Source organism: Pseudomonas sp. SF2 (genome assembly GCF_036858055.1).
Classification (GTDB): Bacteria; Pseudomonadota; Gammaproteobacteria; order Pseudomonadales; family Pseudomonadaceae; genus Aquipseudomonas.
In genome coordinates, this window is the sequence record NZ_JAMBDI010000010.1 from 76,259 (window position 1) to 92,385 (window position 16,127).

Genomic DNA, 16,127 nt, shown 5'->3' on the forward strand with positions numbered 1-16,127 from the left:
ATGCGTGCCTGGCGCCTCACATGATTCGGGAGTGGCAACAATGCCTGCCATCGTTCTGCTGGGTCACCCTCATCACTGCCCGTCGTGCGGACCGACCAGCATCAGCAGCGGCTCCAGCCTGTTCTTCGTCAACGGCAGGGCAGCCGCCAGGGTTGGCGACAGGCTCGGGTGTGGGGCGGTGATTACCAGCGGCTCGGCACTGATGATGGATGATGGGCAGCCGCTTGCCAGGATCGGCGATGCCACCAGTCATGGCGGTACCCTGGAAAATGGCGATAATAGCTGGCTGCTCGATTGAGCGATGCGGGAGCAGTTCAGCTCCCACAGGGACGGGGCAGGTTCAGAGGCTGACGGCCTTGCCGTCTGTGCGCGCTTGCGCCAGCAGCAGGTTCAGTTGGGCGACCTGTTGGCGCAGTTGGTCACGTTCGTCCTTCAGTTTACGCAGCTCATCACGGCGCACAGAGACATAGAGGGTCTGGGTTGGGGTTGCAGGCATCAAGGTACCCATGAGCACACCTCGCGGTTTTGGCTAGTGACAAGTCAAAGCGTAGACGCTTCACGCGGGCGCATTCTGAATTCTTTCGCAGGCCTTGGGAACTTTTTTGTTTATCGTGGTCTCGCCGTTCGTCGCTGAACCCTCGATCGGTTCGCTGGACTAATCTGAAAAGCTGGATTGTGTTGTCATTTATTTCGAAAGGGGAGCATCGGCTCATGCAACTGGGAATCATCGGGCTGGGCCGCATGGGCGGCAATATCGCAAGGCGCCTGATGCGCGCCGGCCACCGTACTGTGGTGCATGACCGCAACCGTGAGGCCATCGACGGCCTGGAGAGCGAAGGCGCCCAGGGCGCGCACGACCTCGGTGCGCTGGTACAGAAGCTGAAAGCACCGCGTGCGGTGTGGGTAATGCTGCCGGCCGGCGAGCCCACCGAGCAGACCATCGCCCAACTGGCCGAACTGCTGGAACCGGGCGATGCGATCATCGACGGCGGTAACACCTTCTACAAGGACGACGTGCGCCGCGCCGCCGAGCTGGCCAAGCGCGGGCTGCATTACCTGGACGTCGGCACCTCCGGTGGCGTGTGGGGCCTGGACCGTGGCTACTGCATGATGATCGGTGGCGAAAAGGATGTGTTCGAGCGCCTGGAGCCGCTGTTCAAGGCGCTCGCGCCGGGGGTGGGTGACATCCCGCGTACCCATGGCCGCAGCGGCGAGCATCAGCGTGCCGAACACGGCTACATCCACGCCGGCCCACCCGGTGCCGGGCACTACGTGAAAATGGTGCACAACGGCATCGAATACGGCCTGATGCAGGCCTATGCCGAAGGTTTCGACCTGCTGCGCAGCAAGGGCGGCAACGAACTGCCGGAAGACCAGCGTTTCGACCTGAACGTGGCCGAAATCGCCGAAGTGTGGCGGCGTGGCAGCGTGGTCACCTCGTGGCTGCTCGACCTCACTGCCGATGCGCTGGTGGCCGACCCGCAGCTGTCGCAGTTCAGTGGCTCGGTGTCTGACAGTGGCGAAGGCCGCTGGACCATCGACGCCGCCGTCGAGCAGGCGGTGCCGGTGCCGGTACTGTCCAGCGCACTGTTCGCCCGCTTCCGTTCGCGTCAGCAGCAGGGCACCTATGGCGACAAGATTCTCTCGGCCATGCGCCTGGGCTTTGGTGGCCATGTCGAGAAGAAAGGCGAATGACCAAACAGAGTATTCCGGCCGCACCACCCTGCACCCTGTTCCTGTTCGGCGCCAATGGCGACCTGGTCAAGCGCCTGCTGATGCCGGCGCTGTACAACCTCAGCCGTGACGGCTTGCTGGACCGCAACCTGCGCATCGTCGGGGTCGACCACAACCCGGCCACTGCCGAGGAGTTCGCCGGGCGCCTGCATGCCTTCATGGTCGAGCGTGACAAAGGTGGCGAGGACACGACCAAGTGCCTGGACGAGAAGCGCTGGGCACGCCTGGCCAAGCGCCTGGATTACCAGACCGGCGATTTCCTCGACCCGGCCACCTACCAGGCCCTTGCCAGGCGCATCGACACAACCCGCCATGGCAACGCCATCTTCTACCTGGCGACCTCGCCGCGCTTCTTCCCCGAGGTGGCGCAGCGCCTGGGGCAGGCCGGGCTGCTCGACGAATCGGCCGGCGGCTTTCGTCGCGTCGTGGTCGAAAAGCCCTTCGGCACCGACCTGGCCAGCGCCGAAGCGCTCAACGCCTGCCTGCTGAAGGTGATGGGCGAGCGGCAGATCTACCGCATCGACCATTACCTGGGCAAGGAGACGGTGCAGAACATCCTGGTCAGCCGCTTCTCCAACGGTTTGTTCGAATCGTTCTGGAACAACCACTACATCGACCATGTGCAGATCACCGCTGCGGAAACCGTCGGTGTCGAGACCCGAGGCGCGTTCTATGACAGCACCGGGGCGCTGCGCGACATGGTGCCCAACCACTTGTTCCAGTTGTTGGCGATGGTGGCCATGGAGCCCCCGGCCGCGTTCGCCGCTGATGCCGTGCGCAGCGAAAAGGCCAAGGTGATCGGTGCCATCCGCCCATGGTCGGCGAAGATGGCCCTGAAAAACTCCGTGCGTGGCCAGTACAGCGCCGGCAAGCAGGGGCGCAAGCAGTTGCCCGGCTACCGTCAGGAGGCCAACGTTGCGGCCGATAGCCAGACCGAGACCTATGTGGCGCTGAAGGTGATGATCGACAACTGGCGCTGGGCCGGGGTGCCGTTCTACCTGCGTACCGGCAAGCGCATGAGCGTGCGTGACACCGAAATCGCCATTTGCTTCAAGCCTGCGCCTTATGCGCAGTTCCGTGAATCGGAGCTGGAACGGCCCAAGCCCAACTACCTGAAAATCCAGATTCAGCCCAACGAAGGCATGTGGTTCGACCTGCAGGCCAAGCGCCCCGGGCCGGAGCTGGTGATGGAGAATGTCGAGCTGGGCTTTGCCTACAAGGACTTCTTCAAGATGACCCCGGCGACCGGCTACGAGACGCTGATCTACGACTGCCTGACCGGTGACCAGACCTTGTTCCAGCGGGCTGACAACATCGAAAACGGCTGGCGCGCGGTGCAGCCGTTCCTCGATGCCTGGGCCCAGGGCGGCGAGGTGCATGAGTACCCGGCCGGTGAAGACGGGCCCGAGGCCGGCAATGAATTGCTGGCGCGGGACAAGCGGGAGTGGCACAGCTTGGGCTGAGTTTGTTTGTAAAGCCTGTGCCGGCCTCTTCGCGGGTAAACCCGCTCCCACAGGGATATCGATGGTTTCAAGGCCTGTGATGTACCTGTGGGAGCGGGTTTACCCGCGAAGAGGCCAGCACAGGCAACCACACAAAGACGTCTCAATGTCCGCCCACATCGAAGACTATGCCCTGATTACCCGGTTGTTTCAGGCTGCCTGATATAAAAGTGTGAAACGACCGGAGTAGACTAGGGCAAACCCTTTCGGCACGGAGCACACATGGGCATTCGCGGTACTGACCGGCAGATCGACAACATCGAGTTCAATGTCAGCGACATCGCACGGAGCAAGGCCTTCTACGGCAGTGTGTTCGGCTGGGCGTTCACCGACTACGGGCCGTCCTACACCGAGTTCAGTGATGGCCGGCTGACCGGTGGCTTCACCACGGGGGAGCCGGTGCGCCCGGGCGGGCCGCTGGTCATCTTGTACGCCGACGATCTGGAGGCTACGCAGCAGCGGATCGAAGCAGCCGGGGCGAAAATCAGCCGGGCCACCTTTGCTTTCCCTGGCGGGCGGCGCTTCCACTTCATCGACCCGGATGGTTATGAACTGGCGGTGTGGACGGCCCAAGCCTGATGGCCAATCACAAGATCGAAATCCGCCGGCGCAATATCGAGAAGATCCTGCAGGCGGCGGAAAAGGTGTTTGCCGAGAAAGGCTACGGCGCCACCTCGATGGGGGATATCGCCGAGCAGGCCGAGTTGCCGCGTTCCAACCTGCATTACTACTTCAGCACCAAGGACGACCTGTTCCGCGCGGTGCTGCAGGATCTGCTGGATGTGTGGAAGCAGGACGCGCTGTGCTTCGAGAACTTCGACGACCCGCGCGTGGTGCTGACCAGTTACATCCGGGCGAAGATGGGCCATTCGCGCTCGCGGCCGCTGGGTTCGAAGATTTGGGCCGAAGAGATGCTGCACGGGGCGCCGGTACTGGGGGTGAGCCTGGATGAAAGCCTGGTGCCCTGGGCCAAGCTGAAGGAAGCCAAGATCCGCCGCTGGGTGGAGGAGGGGCGCATCCTGCCGGTGGAGCCGTCGGCGCTGTTGTACATGATCTGGGCTTCGACCCAGCACTATGCCGACTTTGGTTACCAAGTGGCATTGCTCAATGGCGGGGAGGCGTTGTCGGACATGGCCTTTGAAAATGCCGTGCAGACGGTGACCAGTGTGATCTTGCGGGGGATCGGGCTGGAGCCTTGAGGTCGGGGCCGCCGCGCGGCCCTTCGCGGGTAAACCCGCTCCCACAGGTGTCTTGCTGCCCTCACAAGCGGCGCGGTCCCTGTGGGAGCGGGTTTACCCGCGAAGGGCTGCGCAGCGGCCCCAATGGGTTTCAGCTGGCCTCGCGGTAGGGGTTACGCGGGTCCTGCGTCCAGTTCAGGTACGGCTTGCCGGTGTCCTGTGCCACCATCTCGATGCAACTCTCCACCGGGCAGGTGATCTGGCACAGGTTGCAGCCTACGCATTCCTCCTCGATCACGTTGTAGGCATGCGTGCCATCCGCCTTCAGCGTGCTGGCAATCGCCTGGTGCGAGGTATCCTCACAGGCAATGTGGCAGCGCCCGCAGCCAATGCATGCCTGCTGGTCGATGTGCGCCACCGACTTGTAGTTCATGTCCAGGTACTTCCAGTCGGTGGTATGCCCCACCGCCTGGCCGCGGAACGCCTCGATATTGCGGTGCCCGTGCTGGTCCATCCAGCGCGCCAGGCCGTCCTTCATGTCCTCGACAATGCGGAAGCCATGCAGCATGGCCGCCGTGCACACCTGTACGGCACCACTGCCCAGGGCCATGAACTCGGCGGCATCACGCCAGCTGCCGATGCCGCCAATGCCGCAGATCGGCAAGCCGTGCGTTTGTGGGTCGCGGGCGATTTCCGCCACCATGTTCAGGGCAATCGGCTTTACTGCCGAACCGCAGTAACCGCCATGGGTGCTCTGGTCACCGACGATGGGGTGGGCGACCATGCGGTCGAGGTCGACGCTGGTGATCGAGTTGATGGTATTGATCAACGACACCGCATCGGCCCCGCCACGATGCGCGGCGCGGGCCGACTGGCGGATGTCGGTGATGTTCGGCGTGAGCTTGACGATCACCGGCAGCGAGCAGTACGTCTTGCACCAGCGGGTGACCATTTCCACGTACTCCGGCACCTGGCCGACTGCCGCACCCATGCCGCGCTCCGGCATACCGTGCGGGCAGCCGAAGTTCAGTTCGATGCCATCGGCCCCGGTGGCTTCCACCAGCGGCAGGATGAACTTCCAGGACTGCTCCTCGCACGGCACCATCAGCGACACGATCAGCGCGCGGTCGGGCCAGTCCTTCTTCACTTGGGTGATTTCGCGCAGGTTGATGTCCAGGGAGCGGTCGGTGATGAGCTCGATGTTGTTGATGCCCTGCACCTGGCGGTTGGGGCCATAGTGCGCCGAATAGCGTGACGACACGTTGACCGCCGCCGGGTCTTCGCCCAGGGTCTTCCACACCACGCCGCCCCAGCCGGCCTCGAAGGCGCGGACCACGTTATAGGCCTTGTCGGTTGGCGGTGCGGAGGCCAGCCAGAAGGGGTTGGGTGCCTTGATGCCGGCAAATTCGATGGACAGGTCGGCCATTTACGCAGCCTCCACGTTGAGCATGAGTTGGGCATGGATGGCTTCGGCGGCCAGCTTGCCGTGTTGCACGGCCTGGACGGTCAGGTCCTGGCCCAGGGCGGTGCAGTCGCCGCCGGCATATACGCCTGGCAGGCTGGTCTGCATCGTTTCGTCGACGCGGATGCGCTCGCCGTCGCGTGCCAGTTGTGCGGCCACCGGGTCGCCGAGGCTGGCGTCGTCGAAGCGTTGGCCGATGGCCTTGAAGATGGCATCGGCGGCCAGCTCGAAGGTTTCGCCGGTGTCGCGCAGGTGGCCGCCTGCCAGCTCGGTGCGGGCAAAGCGCATGCCGCGCACCTTGCCGGTGTCGTCCAGCAGCACGGCATCGGGGCGGGCCCAGGTGTGCAGGCGCACCTGGTTGGCCTTGGCGATGTCCTGCTCGTGGCCGGTGGCACCCATGTCGGCATGGCCACGGCGGTACACCAGGTTGACGTCGCGGGCACCCAGGCGGCTCATCTGCACGGCCATGTCGATGGCGGTGTTGCCGGCGCCGATTACCAGGCAGCGGTCGGCCAGGGGCAGCTGCGTCAGGTCATCGGCCTGACGCAGCTCGCGGATGTATTTGGTGGCGGCGAGCAGGCCGGGGGCTTCTTCATCCGGCAGGCCCAGCTGGCGCACGGCATTCAGGCCGAGGCCGAGGAACACTGCGTCGTACTGGTCGCGCAGTTCACCCAGGCCGAGGTTGCTGCCCAGGCGCTGGCCATGGCGGATCTCGATGCCACCGATGCCGAGCAGGAACTCCACTTCACGCTGGGCGTAGTCGTCCACCAGCTTGTAGCGGGCGATACCATACTCGTTGAGGCCACCGGCCTTGTCGCAGGCCTCGAACACCACCACATCATGCCCGTGCATGGCCAGGCGATGGGCGCAGGACAGCCCGGCAGGGCCGGCACCGACCACGGCGACGCGCTTGCCGGTGGCCGGCGAGCGCTGGAACGGGTGCTCGGTGAAATGGGCGTTGTCCAGGGCATAGCGCTGCAGCTGGCCGATCAGCACCGGTGCGCATTCCTGCGCGTTGTTGCGCACGCAGGCTTGCTGGCAAAGGATTTCGGTGGGGCAGACGCGGGCGCAACTGCCGCCGAGGATGTTGGCCGAGAGGATGCGTTCGGCGGCGCCTTGCAGGTTTTCGTCGCTGATGCGGTGGATGAACGACGGGATGTCGATGTCGCTGGGGCAGGCGTTGACGCAGGGGGCGTCGTAGCAATACAGGCAGCGTGCGCTTTCGACGGCGGCCTGGCGGGCGGTGAGGGGTGGGGCCAGGTCGCTGAAGCGCTCGGCCAGCTGGTCGGCGCCGGCCCGGGGGCGCGGCAAGTGGTTCAGGGCGTCGATCACGGTTGTAGCCTCTCTATTTTTTATGGATGCAGGCGACAAGCATTGCGGTGGTTTCCGGGGCCGCTGCGCGACGGGCTGCGCAGCAGCCCCAATGGCTTCAGCGCTGCACGGGCGTCGGCCGCTGCACTTCGGCCCTGCGCCCCAGCACCTCATACACCGACGGGTACGCCGGCCGCTCCACATACCGCCCCGCGCCCTTTTCCGCGCGCAGGTCGCCATCGGCCCAGAGCACCTTGCCCTGGCTGATGGTGTGGCTGGGGATGCCGCGCACGGTACGGCCTTCGAAGATGTTGAAGTCCACCTGCTGATGGTGGGTCTTGGCCGAGATGGTACGGGTGCCTTGCGGGTCCCACAGCACCAGGTCGGCGTCGGCGCCAACACGAATGGCGCCCTTGCGCGGGAACAGGTTGAAGATTTTCGCGGTGTTGGTGGAGGTCAGCGCGACGAACTCATGCACCGACAGGCGCCCGCTGTTCACCCCGGCATCCCACAGCACCGCCATGCGGTCCTCGATGCCGGCAGTGCCGTTGGGGATACGGCTGAAGTCGTCACGGCCCATGGCTTTCTGTTCGGCGCAGAAGCAGCAATGGTCGGTGGCGGTGGTGTGCAGGTTGCCCGACTGCAGCCCGCGCCACAGCGCCTCCTGGTGTTCGCGCGGGCGGAACGGTGGGCTCATCACGTAGCCTGCGGCGGTGGCCCAGTCCGGGTCACGGTAGACGCTGTCATCCAGCAGCAGATGGCCGGGCAGGACCTCGCCGTACACCGGCTGACCCTTGCCCCTGGCATAGGCGATTTCATCCAGCGCTTCGCGGCTGGAAACATGCACCAGGTACAGCGGCGTACCCAGCGTTTCGGCAATGCGGATGGCGCGGCTGGCCGCCTCGCCCTCGACCTGGGAGGGGCGTGACAGCGGGTGGGCTTCCGGCCCGGTCAGGCCCTGGGCCAGCAGTTTTTTCTGCAGGTGGTACACCAGTTCGCCGTTCTCGGCATGCACGGTGGGCACCGCACCCAGTTGCAGGCAGCGCTCGAAACTGGCCACCAGGGTGTCGTCGGCGGCCATGATCGCATTCTTGTAGGCCATGAAGTGCTTGAAGCTGTTCACCCCGTGTTTGGCCACCAGTTCGCCCATCTCTTCGGCCACCTGCTCGCTCCACCAGGTAATGGCGACATGGAAGCCATAGTCGCTGGCGCTTTTCTGCGCCCAGCCGCGCCAGGTGTGGAACGCCTCCAGCAACGACTGCTGCGGGTTGGGGATGACGAAGTCGATGATCGAGGTGGTGCCACCGGCCAGGCCCGCAGCGGTGCCGCTGAAGAAGTCCTCGCTGGCCACCGTGCCCATGAATGGCAGTTGCATATGGGTGTGCGGGTCGATGCCGCCGGGCATCAGGTACTGGCCGCTGCCGTCGAGGATCTCGCAGTCGGTGGGTGGTTCAAGGTTTTGCCCGATGGCGCGGATCAGGCCATCGGCACACAGGACATCGGCGGGGTAACTCTCTTCGTGGGTGACCACGGTGGCGCCACGGATCAACAGGGACATGCCGTTTTCCTCGCAGGCTGACCGGTCTGGGCCGGTTCTTGGAATTTTCTTGGTACAGGGCGGGCAGGGTGGTTAATCCTGTCAGGTCTGACAAGATTGGAGGCTAGATGCTGATCCTCGATTCATCAAGAAAATTTTCCCATTAATTTTGTGGTTTTTAAGTGATTGAAATTAGAGGATTAAATTGTTTTATGGCGCTGACTATGGGGCTTTTGAAAACTTTGACTGACTTGACAAGATGAAAATCTGGTCAAGATTTTCAAGCACATAAAGCGTGTGTACTCCGGCCATCGCAATAGCCCGGTGGGCAAACAACTACAAGAAAATCTGGAGAAAGCCCCATGCAGCAGAGCAGATCGGAAGTGGTCGAGCAGGATGGCCTGTTCGAGCTGTCCGAGGGCAGCGATGTCCTCGACAGCCCGCGCTACAACCACGACATCGCCCCGACCAAGGTGCACCAGCGCACCTGGAACAAATGGCACATCACCGCCCTGTGGGTGGGCATGTCCATCTGCGTGCCCACCTACACCCTCGGCGGCGTGCTCACCGCCTACTTCGGCCTCAGCGTGGGCGAGGCCTTGCTGGCGATTCTGCTGGCCAACCTGATCGTGCTGATCCCGCTCACCCTCAACGCCTTCCCCGGTACCAAGTACGGCATCCCGTTCCCGGTGCTGCTGCGATCGTCGTTCGGCATTATCGGCTCCAACGTGCCATGCCTGATCCGCGCGGTGGTCGCCTGTGGCTGGTTCGGCATCCAGACCATGTTCGGCGGCCTGGCCATCCACCTGTTCCTCGGCTCGGTGTTCGACGGCTGGAAGGCCCTGGGCGGCACCGGCGAGGTGATCGGCTTCATGATCTTCTGGTGCCTGAACCTGTGGGTGGTGCTGCGTGGCGCCGAGTCGATCAAGTGGCTCGAAACGCTGTCGGCGCCGCTGCTGGTGGCAGTGGGCGTCGGCCTGCTGTTCTGGGCCTTGCCGCACATGTCGATGACCGAACTGCTGGCCCAGCCGCCCAAGCGCCCGGAAGGGGCGAGCATGCTCGGCTACTTCTGCGCCGGGCTTACCGCCATGGTCGGTTTCTGGGCCACGCTATCGCTGAACATTCCCGACTTCAGCCGCTACGCCCGCAGCCAGAAGGACCAGATTCTCGGGCAGATCTTCGGCTTGCCGCTGACCATGTTCCTGTTCGCCGCGCTGGGCGTGGTGCTGACCGCTGCCTCGGCGTCGCTGGTTGGCGAGACCGTGTCCGACCCGGTCAGCCTGATCGGCAAGATCCACAGCCCGTTCTGGGTGGCCCTGGCCATGGCGCTGATCGTGATCGCCACGCTGTCGACCAACACTGCGGCGAACATCGTGTCGCCGACCAACGACTTCCAGAACATCGCCCCACGCCTGATCGGGCGCAGCCGCGCGGTGTGGCTTACCGGCTTCATCGGCCTGGCGCTGATGGGCCATGAGTTGCTGAAGAAGCTGGGCTGGATCGTCTCCGACCTGAGCCTGGAGAGCGTGTACTCCAACTGGCTGTTGGGCTATTCAAGCCTGCTGGGGCCGATCGCCGGGATCATGGTGGTGGACTACTTCCTGATCCGCCAGCAGAAGCTGGACCTGGCCGGGTTGTACCGCGACGACGTGTACCCGGCATGGAACCGGGCCGGGTTTGCCGCCTTTGCGCTGCCGGTGGCGCTGACCGTGATGGCCATTGGCAACAGCAGTTTCAGCTGGTTCTACGACTACGGCTGGTTCACCGGTTCGCTGCTGGGCGGGGCGCTGTATTACCTCTTTGCCGGCGTGCTGGCGCGCAGCCCGGCGCGGGTGGCCAAGCCTTTGCCGTGAGACCGCGCTGGCTCCTTCGCGGGTAAACCCGCTCCCACAGGTAAAGCGCTGACCTCGGGACCTGCGCTGTACCTGTGGGAGCGGGTTTACCCGCGAAGAGGCCGGCACAGACAACAAAAATGCCTGAGGAAAACCCCATGACCCCAGCTCAACAAGTACTGCAATCCAGCCAGCACCACATCGACAGCACCCGCCTGTGGCAATCCCTGATGGACCTGGCCCGCCTCGGTGCCACCGCCAAGGGCGGCGTGTGCCGCCTGGCCCTGACCGACCTCGATCGCCAGGCCCGCGACCTGTTCGTGCAATGGTGCGAGGCCGCCGGTTGCTCGGTCAGCATCGACGCCGTCGGCAACATCTTCGCCCGTCGCCCGGGGCGTAACCCCAAGCTGCCCCCGGTGATGACCGGCAGCCATATCGACACCCAACCCACCGGTGGCAAGTTCGACGGCTGCTTCGGGGTGATGGCCGGGCTGGAGGTGATCCGCACCCTCAATGACCTGGGCGTGGAAACCGAAGCGCCGCTGGAAGTGGTGGTGTGGACCAACGAGGAAGGTTCGCGCTTTGCGCCGTGCATGATGGGTTCGGGGGTGTTCGCCGGCAAGTTCACCCTGGAGGAAACCCTGGCCAAGCGTGACGCCCAGGGTGTCAGCGTTGGCGAGGCGTTGAACGCCATCGGTTACGCCGGCCCGCGCGCTGTATCAGGCCACCCGGTGGGGGCCTATTTCGAAGCGCACATCGAGCAGGGCCCGATCCTCGAAGACCAGGCCAGGACCATCGGCGTGGTGCTGGGCGCATTGGGCCAGAAGTGGTTCGACCTGACCCTGCGCGGTGTCGAGGCCCATGCCGGCCCGACGCCGATGCACCTGCGCAAGGACGCCTTGGTCGGTGCGGCGGCGGTGGTGGAGGCAGTCAACCACACTGCCCTCGGTCACCAGCCCCATGCCTGCGGCACGGTGGGTTGCCTGCAGGCCTACCCGGGCTCGCGCAACGTGATCCCGGGCGAAGTGCGCATGACCCTGGACTTCCGTCATCTGGAGGGTGAGCAACTGGATGCGATGATTGCCGATGTGCGCGCGGTGATCGAGGCGACCTGTGCCAGGCATGGCCTGAGCTACGAACTGGTACCCACGGCCGATTTCCCGGCGCTGTACTTCGACCAAGGGTGTGTCGATGCCGTGCGCGAGTCGGCGCAGGCGCTGGGCCTGCCGCACATGGACATCGTCAGCGGGGCGGGGCACGACGCGATCTTCCTGGCCGAGCTGGGGCCGGCGGGGATGATTTTCGTGCCGTGCGAGAACGGTATCAGCCATAACGAGATCGAGAACGCCACGCCCGAGGACCTGGCGGCGGGCTGCGCGGTGTTGCTGCGCGCGATGCTGGCGGCGTCGGAGGCGATTGCCAGCGGGCGGTTGGCGGCATAGTGGAGCGGCGGGTTGTGGCGAGCACCTGCGAGCTCCACAATTCATCCCGCGGGCTCAAGACGGCCATCGCGCCCAATGTGATAACGCTGCAGGTCCTGCGCCAGAACCAGCCGCCCGCTATAGTGGGCCAACGCCTCGGCACGCACATCGTCGATGCTCGGGCTGCGCCGTGAGTCGTGCTGGTAGCGGGCGCTGAAGTGCGTCAGTACCAGGTTGCGCACGCCCGCAGCTTCGGCAAAGCGTGCCACCGCAGCCGCGGTGCTATGGCCGAAGGTGACCCCCGTGCGCTCGACCACCGCCTGGGTGAACGTGGCTTCGTGTACCAGCACGTCCGCCCCCCTGGCGGTATCGGCCAATAGCGCGGGGTTGTCATTGTCGCCGCACACGATCATCCGCCGTGGCGGGCGCGAAGGGCGCAAGTAATCACTGCCGTGCAGCAGTTGCCCGCCATGCTGCACCGTCAGGCCTTTGGCCAGGTCGCCCCACAGTGGGCCACGGGGTATGCCTTTTGCTTCCAGGCGCGGGATGTCCAGGCGCGGTTCGGGGTTGAGTTCGGTGAACACGAAGCCGACGCTCGGCACCCGGTGCGACAACTGCACGCTGGTCACCTGCACGGCTTCACTGCGCCACTCCACCAGGTCTTCCACGGCCAGCAGGCGCAGTTCGAACGGCAGGAAGGTATCGCTGGCCACCAGCCCCTGGCGCACCCAGTCGTGCAGGGCGGTGGGCAATACAAGGTCCAGCGGCTGGGTGCGCCCGCTCATGCCGGCGCTGGCCAGCAGGCCTGGCAGGCCGAAGCAATGGTCGCCGTGCACGTGGGTGATGAAGATGGCGCGCAGGTCGCGGATCGACAGCGGCGTGTGCAGCAGTTGGTGCTGGGTGCCTTCGCCACAGTCGACCAGGTACCAGTGGCTGCCACTGGCTTCGATCACAGCGGTGGCGCTGACGTTGCGTGCCTTGGTCGGCACGCCGGCGGAGGTGCCCAGGAACAGCAAATCCATGGTCTGGCTCCTTGTTTCAGCCCGGCAGCGACGCCTGTACCAGCGGACCGATATGCATCAGGCGGATACAAGGTGCTTGTGGCGGCGTGGTACTCAACGGGCTCATTCCTTCGAGGTGATACGGGGCGCACACCTTAGCCGGATTGCCGCATGTCGTCGATGGCCCGCCAGGTTTGCCTACTCTGCCTGTCGCCAGATGAGCTTGCTGGTGTCATAGCCTTGCTCACGGGCGATCATCAGCAGTTGCTCGCGCAGTTGGTCGGTGACCGCGGGCGTGCGCGAAAGCAGCCACAGGTATTCGCGGTTCGGGTGGCCGACCAAGGCCACGCGGTAGTCCTGATCGTGGTACAGCACCCAGTACTCGCCCTTGGCCAGGCCGGGCGCAAGGCGGCTGAACCAGTTGTCGAAGCGCACCCAGAGCTTGTCGGTGCTACCCGGTTGCTGGGCTTCGGCGATGCCCTTGGCCTGGTTCCACTGGCCGTCCTTTTCCTGGCAGCGGTTGGTCACGTCGAGGCGGCCGTCCTCTCGCAGACCGTAGTGCGCCTCGGACTGCACGCAGTTGCGCTGGAAGAACATCGGCAGCCGCGCGAGTTCGTACCAGGAGCCCTGGTAACGTTGCAGGTCGACCTGCTGGGTACGCGGCGGTGCCGGGTGGTCGTTGCCGGCGCAGCCGAGCAGGGCCAGGGTCATGCAGGAAAGCAGCAACGTGGTGCGTAGCGCCATGGTGAACCTCCTTGATACGGACGGGGCTTACCTGTGTTTCGATGCGGGCGAGAGGCAAAAGTTGTACGGGATTGTAGCTTTCAGAACGAACCGGTCTGCACTTCGCCTGCGCGCACGTAGCGGGCGATGACCACGCCCTTGGGCGAAACCTGCGAGTGCTGCAGGGTGAAGGCCGCCGCTGCCGCATCGTCGCCGAACAGGCGTTTGCCGTGGCCGAGCAGCAGCGGGTGGATCAGCAGTTGCAGTTCATCGACCAGGCCTGCCGCCAGCAGTTGCTGTACCAGTTCGCTGCTGCCCTGGGTCAGCAGGTTGGCGCCGTCCTGCTGTTTCAGCGTGCGAACCGCTGCGGCGATGTCCGTGCCCAGGGCATGGCTGTTGTGCCAGTCGAGGGTTGAGGGGTTGTGGGTGGCCACGTGCTTGGGCACGCTGTTGAACAGGTTGGCGATGGAGAAGTCTTCCGAGCTGTCTTTGATGTCAGGCCAGTAGCCGGCGAAGATGTCGTAGGTGCGCCGGCCCAGTAGCAGCTCGAAGGGCTCGCTGAACAGGGCCTGCATGGCCTGGCCGAAGACTTCCTCTGCATACGGCACGATCCAGCCGCCGTAGGTGAAGCCGCCGCTGGTGTCTTCCTGCGGGCCGCCGGGGGCCTGCATGACACCGTCGAGGCTGATGAAGGCGGCTACGATGAGTTTGCGCATGGGGACTCTCCTGTTGGCAGCCGGGGTGGCTGTGGGCATGGGATAGTCGAATGGCAGGCAGCAGAATCGACAGGGCTGTTTGAGTGGTCTGCACTGGCCCTTTCGCGGGTAAACCCGCTCCCACATGATCTCCACAGTTTCGCAGGCTGTGCAGTACCTGTGGGAGCGGGTTCACCCGCGAAGAGGCCGGTACAGGCTACATCACAGCCAGTAGGTCACCGCCCACCACCCCAGGCCACCCATCACTACGGTATAGGGCAAGGCCATCCACACCATCCGCCCATACGACAGCCGGATCAGCGGTGCAATCGCCGACGTCAGCAGGAACAGGAACGCCGCCTGCCCATTCGGTGTCGCCACACTGGGCAGGTTGGTACCGGTGTTGATTGCCACCGCCAGCGTCTCGAAATGCTCACGGCTCATGCCGCCATTGAGGAACGCCTGCTTCACCTCGGTGATGTAGATAGTGGCGACGAATACGTTGTCGCTGATCGCCGACAGCAGGCCGTTGGCCAGGTACAGCATGCCCGGCTGCTGCTCGGCCGGCAGCGCCAGCACCCAGGCAATCAACGGGCTGAACAGCTGCTGTTGATGAATCACCGCCACCACGGCAAAGAACACCACCAGCAATGCGGTGAACGGCATGGCGTCCTGGAAGGCACGGCCCAGGCGGTGTTCGTCAGTGATGCCGGTAAAGGCCGTGATCAGCACGATCACCATCAGGCCGATCAGGCCGACCTCGGCAACGTGCAGCCCCAGGCAGACGATCAGGATCAGTGCGGCGAACCCTTGCACCCACAGCGCAATGCGTTGGGCTGTGGTGCGCGCAGCATCGTCCTCGGCGGCGTAGGCGGCCAGCACCTGGCGCACCGGTTCGGGCATCAGCGTGCCATAGCCGAACAGGCGCAGCTTCTCCAGCAGCACGCAGGTCAGCAGGCCGGCGCCCAGCACCGGCAGCGACACCGGTGCCACCTTCAGGAAGAAATCGGCAAAGTGCCAGCCCATTTCGTGGCCAATCAGCAGGTTCTGCGGCTCGCCCACCAGCGTACACACGCCGCCCAGGGCGGTACCCACCGCGCCATGCATCAGCAGGCTGCGCAGGAAGGCGCGGAACTGGTCGAGGTCTTCACGGTGCAACTGTGCGATCTGCTGGTCGCTGTCCAGTGCACCGTCTTCGCGCGGGTTGGCCCCGGAGGCGACGCGGTGGTAGACCGCATAGAAGCCGACCGCGGCGCTGATGATCACGGCGGTCACGGTCAGCGCATCGAGAAACGCTGAGAGGAATGCCGACAGCACGCAGAACAGCAACGCCAGGGTCGCCTTCAAACGCACCCCCAGCAAAATGCGCGAGAACAGGAACAGCAGCAGTTCCTTCATGAAGTGTATGCCCGCAACCATGAACATCAGCAGCAGGATCACCGGGAAGTTGTGCTGCAACTCTTCGTACAGGGTTTGCGGGGTGGTCATCTGCAACAACAGGGCTTCGACCAGCAGCAGGCCGCCGGGCATCAGCGGGTAGCACTTCAGGGCCATGCCCAGGGTGAAGATGAATTCGAGCACCAGTGCCCAGCCGGCCGCGACCGGGCCGACGGTCAGCAGCAGTAGCGGATTGAGCACCAGGAACAGGCAGATGACTGCCTTGTACCAAAGCGGCGACTGGCCCAGAAAGCTGTGGGCGAGGGCGCCGGTCAGGGAGCGCGACATGAATTT

The 16,127-nt window shown here is 64.5% G+C and carries 15 protein-coding genes; 7 read left to right on the forward strand and 8 right to left on the reverse strand.

Annotated elements, in window-relative coordinates; genetic code table 11:
- The first annotated feature begins 40 nt into the window (after nt 1–40).
- A complete protein-coding gene (locus tag M2S36_RS07370) occupies nt 41–298 on the forward strand; it encodes a PAAR domain-containing protein (protein ID WP_207831144.1) in 258 nt (85 codons plus the stop codon).
- Nucleotides 299–340: 42 nt separating this feature from the next.
- Here M2S36_RS07370 and M2S36_RS07375 read toward each other — a convergent pair whose 3' ends face one another.
- The gene (locus M2S36_RS07375) at nt 341–508 is read right to left on the reverse strand and encodes a DUF6026 family protein (RefSeq protein WP_013973320.1); all 168 of its coding nucleotides are present in this window, start codon (nt 506–508) and stop codon (nt 341–343) included.
- Between the two features lie 164 nt (nt 509–672).
- Between M2S36_RS07375 and gnd the strand changes: the two genes are divergently transcribed.
- The 4 genes from gnd to M2S36_RS07395 all read left to right on the forward strand — a co-directional run bounded on the left by gnd (nt 673) and on the right by M2S36_RS07395 (nt 4,435).
- Nucleotides 673–1,695, forward strand: coding sequence for a phosphogluconate dehydrogenase (NAD(+)-dependent, decarboxylating) (gene gnd, locus M2S36_RS07380; RefSeq protein WP_207831284.1), 1,023 nt, complete (start codon nt 673–675; stop codon nt 1,693–1,695).
- Nucleotides 1,692–3,197, forward strand: a complete 1,506-nt coding sequence (gene zwf / locus M2S36_RS07385; protein WP_207831146.1) for a glucose-6-phosphate dehydrogenase — start codon at nt 1,692–1,694, stop codon at nt 3,195–3,197. Before gnd ends, zwf begins: the two co-directional genes overlap by 4 nt.
- Before the next feature lie 261 nt (nt 3,198–3,458).
- Nucleotides 3,459–3,815, forward strand: coding sequence for a VOC family protein (locus tag M2S36_RS07390; protein ID WP_063912609.1), 357 nt, complete (start codon nt 3,459–3,461; stop codon nt 3,813–3,815).
- Entirely contained in the window at nt 3,815–4,435 is a 621-nt protein-coding gene (locus M2S36_RS07395) for a TetR/AcrR family transcriptional regulator (protein WP_063913067.1), read from the forward strand. The genes M2S36_RS07390 and M2S36_RS07395 overlap by 1 nt, the downstream gene beginning before the upstream one ends.
- Nucleotides 4,436–4,565: 130 nt before the next feature.
- Here M2S36_RS07395 and preA read toward each other — a convergent pair whose 3' ends face one another.
- The 3 genes from preA to hydA form a co-directional block, all read right to left on the reverse strand.
- Entirely contained in the window at nt 4,566–5,840 is a 1,275-nt protein-coding gene (gene preA / locus M2S36_RS07400) for an NAD-dependent dihydropyrimidine dehydrogenase subunit PreA (protein ID WP_207831148.1), read from the reverse strand.
- Complete coding sequence (locus M2S36_RS07405; RefSeq protein WP_233686896.1) at nt 5,841–7,208, reverse strand: NAD(P)-dependent oxidoreductase; 1,368 nt, start codon at nt 7,206–7,208, stop codon at nt 5,841–5,843.
- A gap of 97 nt (nt 7,209–7,305) precedes the next feature.
- Nucleotides 7,306–8,745, reverse strand: a complete 1,440-nt coding sequence (gene hydA, locus M2S36_RS07410) for a dihydropyrimidinase (RefSeq protein ID WP_207831152.1) — start codon at nt 8,743–8,745, stop codon at nt 7,306–7,308.
- 341 nt (nt 8,746–9,086) lie between these two features.
- Between hydA and M2S36_RS07415 the strand changes: the two genes are divergently transcribed.
- Together M2S36_RS07415 and M2S36_RS07420 are read left to right on the forward strand one after the other, a co-directional pair.
- On the forward strand, nt 9,087–10,577 hold the full coding sequence (locus tag M2S36_RS07415) for an NCS1 family nucleobase:cation symporter-1 (RefSeq protein WP_241105837.1): 1,491 nt from the start codon (nt 9,087–9,089) through the stop codon (nt 10,575–10,577).
- Nucleotides 10,578–10,714: 137 nt separating this feature from the next.
- Nucleotides 10,715–11,998, forward strand: coding sequence for a Zn-dependent hydrolase (locus M2S36_RS07420; RefSeq protein ID WP_207831156.1), 1,284 nt, complete (start codon nt 10,715–10,717; stop codon nt 11,996–11,998).
- Nucleotides 11,999–12,039: 41 nt separating this feature from the next.
- Here M2S36_RS07420 and M2S36_RS07425 read toward each other — a convergent pair whose 3' ends face one another.
- The 4 genes from M2S36_RS07425 to nhaB form a co-directional block, all read right to left on the reverse strand.
- Nucleotides 12,040–12,999, reverse strand: a complete 960-nt coding sequence (locus tag M2S36_RS07425; RefSeq protein WP_333956906.1) for a ribonuclease Z — start codon at nt 12,997–12,999, stop codon at nt 12,040–12,042.
- 177 nt (nt 13,000–13,176) lie between these two features.
- Complete coding sequence (locus M2S36_RS07430) at nt 13,177–13,722, reverse strand: lipocalin family protein (protein ID WP_333956907.1); 546 nt, start codon at nt 13,720–13,722, stop codon at nt 13,177–13,179.
- Between the two features lie 80 nt (nt 13,723–13,802).
- Complete coding sequence (locus M2S36_RS07435) at nt 13,803–14,417, reverse strand: dihydrofolate reductase family protein (protein ID WP_233693640.1); 615 nt, start codon at nt 14,415–14,417, stop codon at nt 13,803–13,805.
- Between the two features lie 201 nt (nt 14,418–14,618).
- On the reverse strand, nt 14,619–16,121 hold the full coding sequence (gene nhaB / locus M2S36_RS07440) for a sodium/proton antiporter NhaB (RefSeq protein ID WP_333956909.1): 1,503 nt from the start codon (nt 16,119–16,121) through the stop codon (nt 14,619–14,621).
- Nucleotides 16,122–16,127 lie beyond the last annotated feature (6 nt).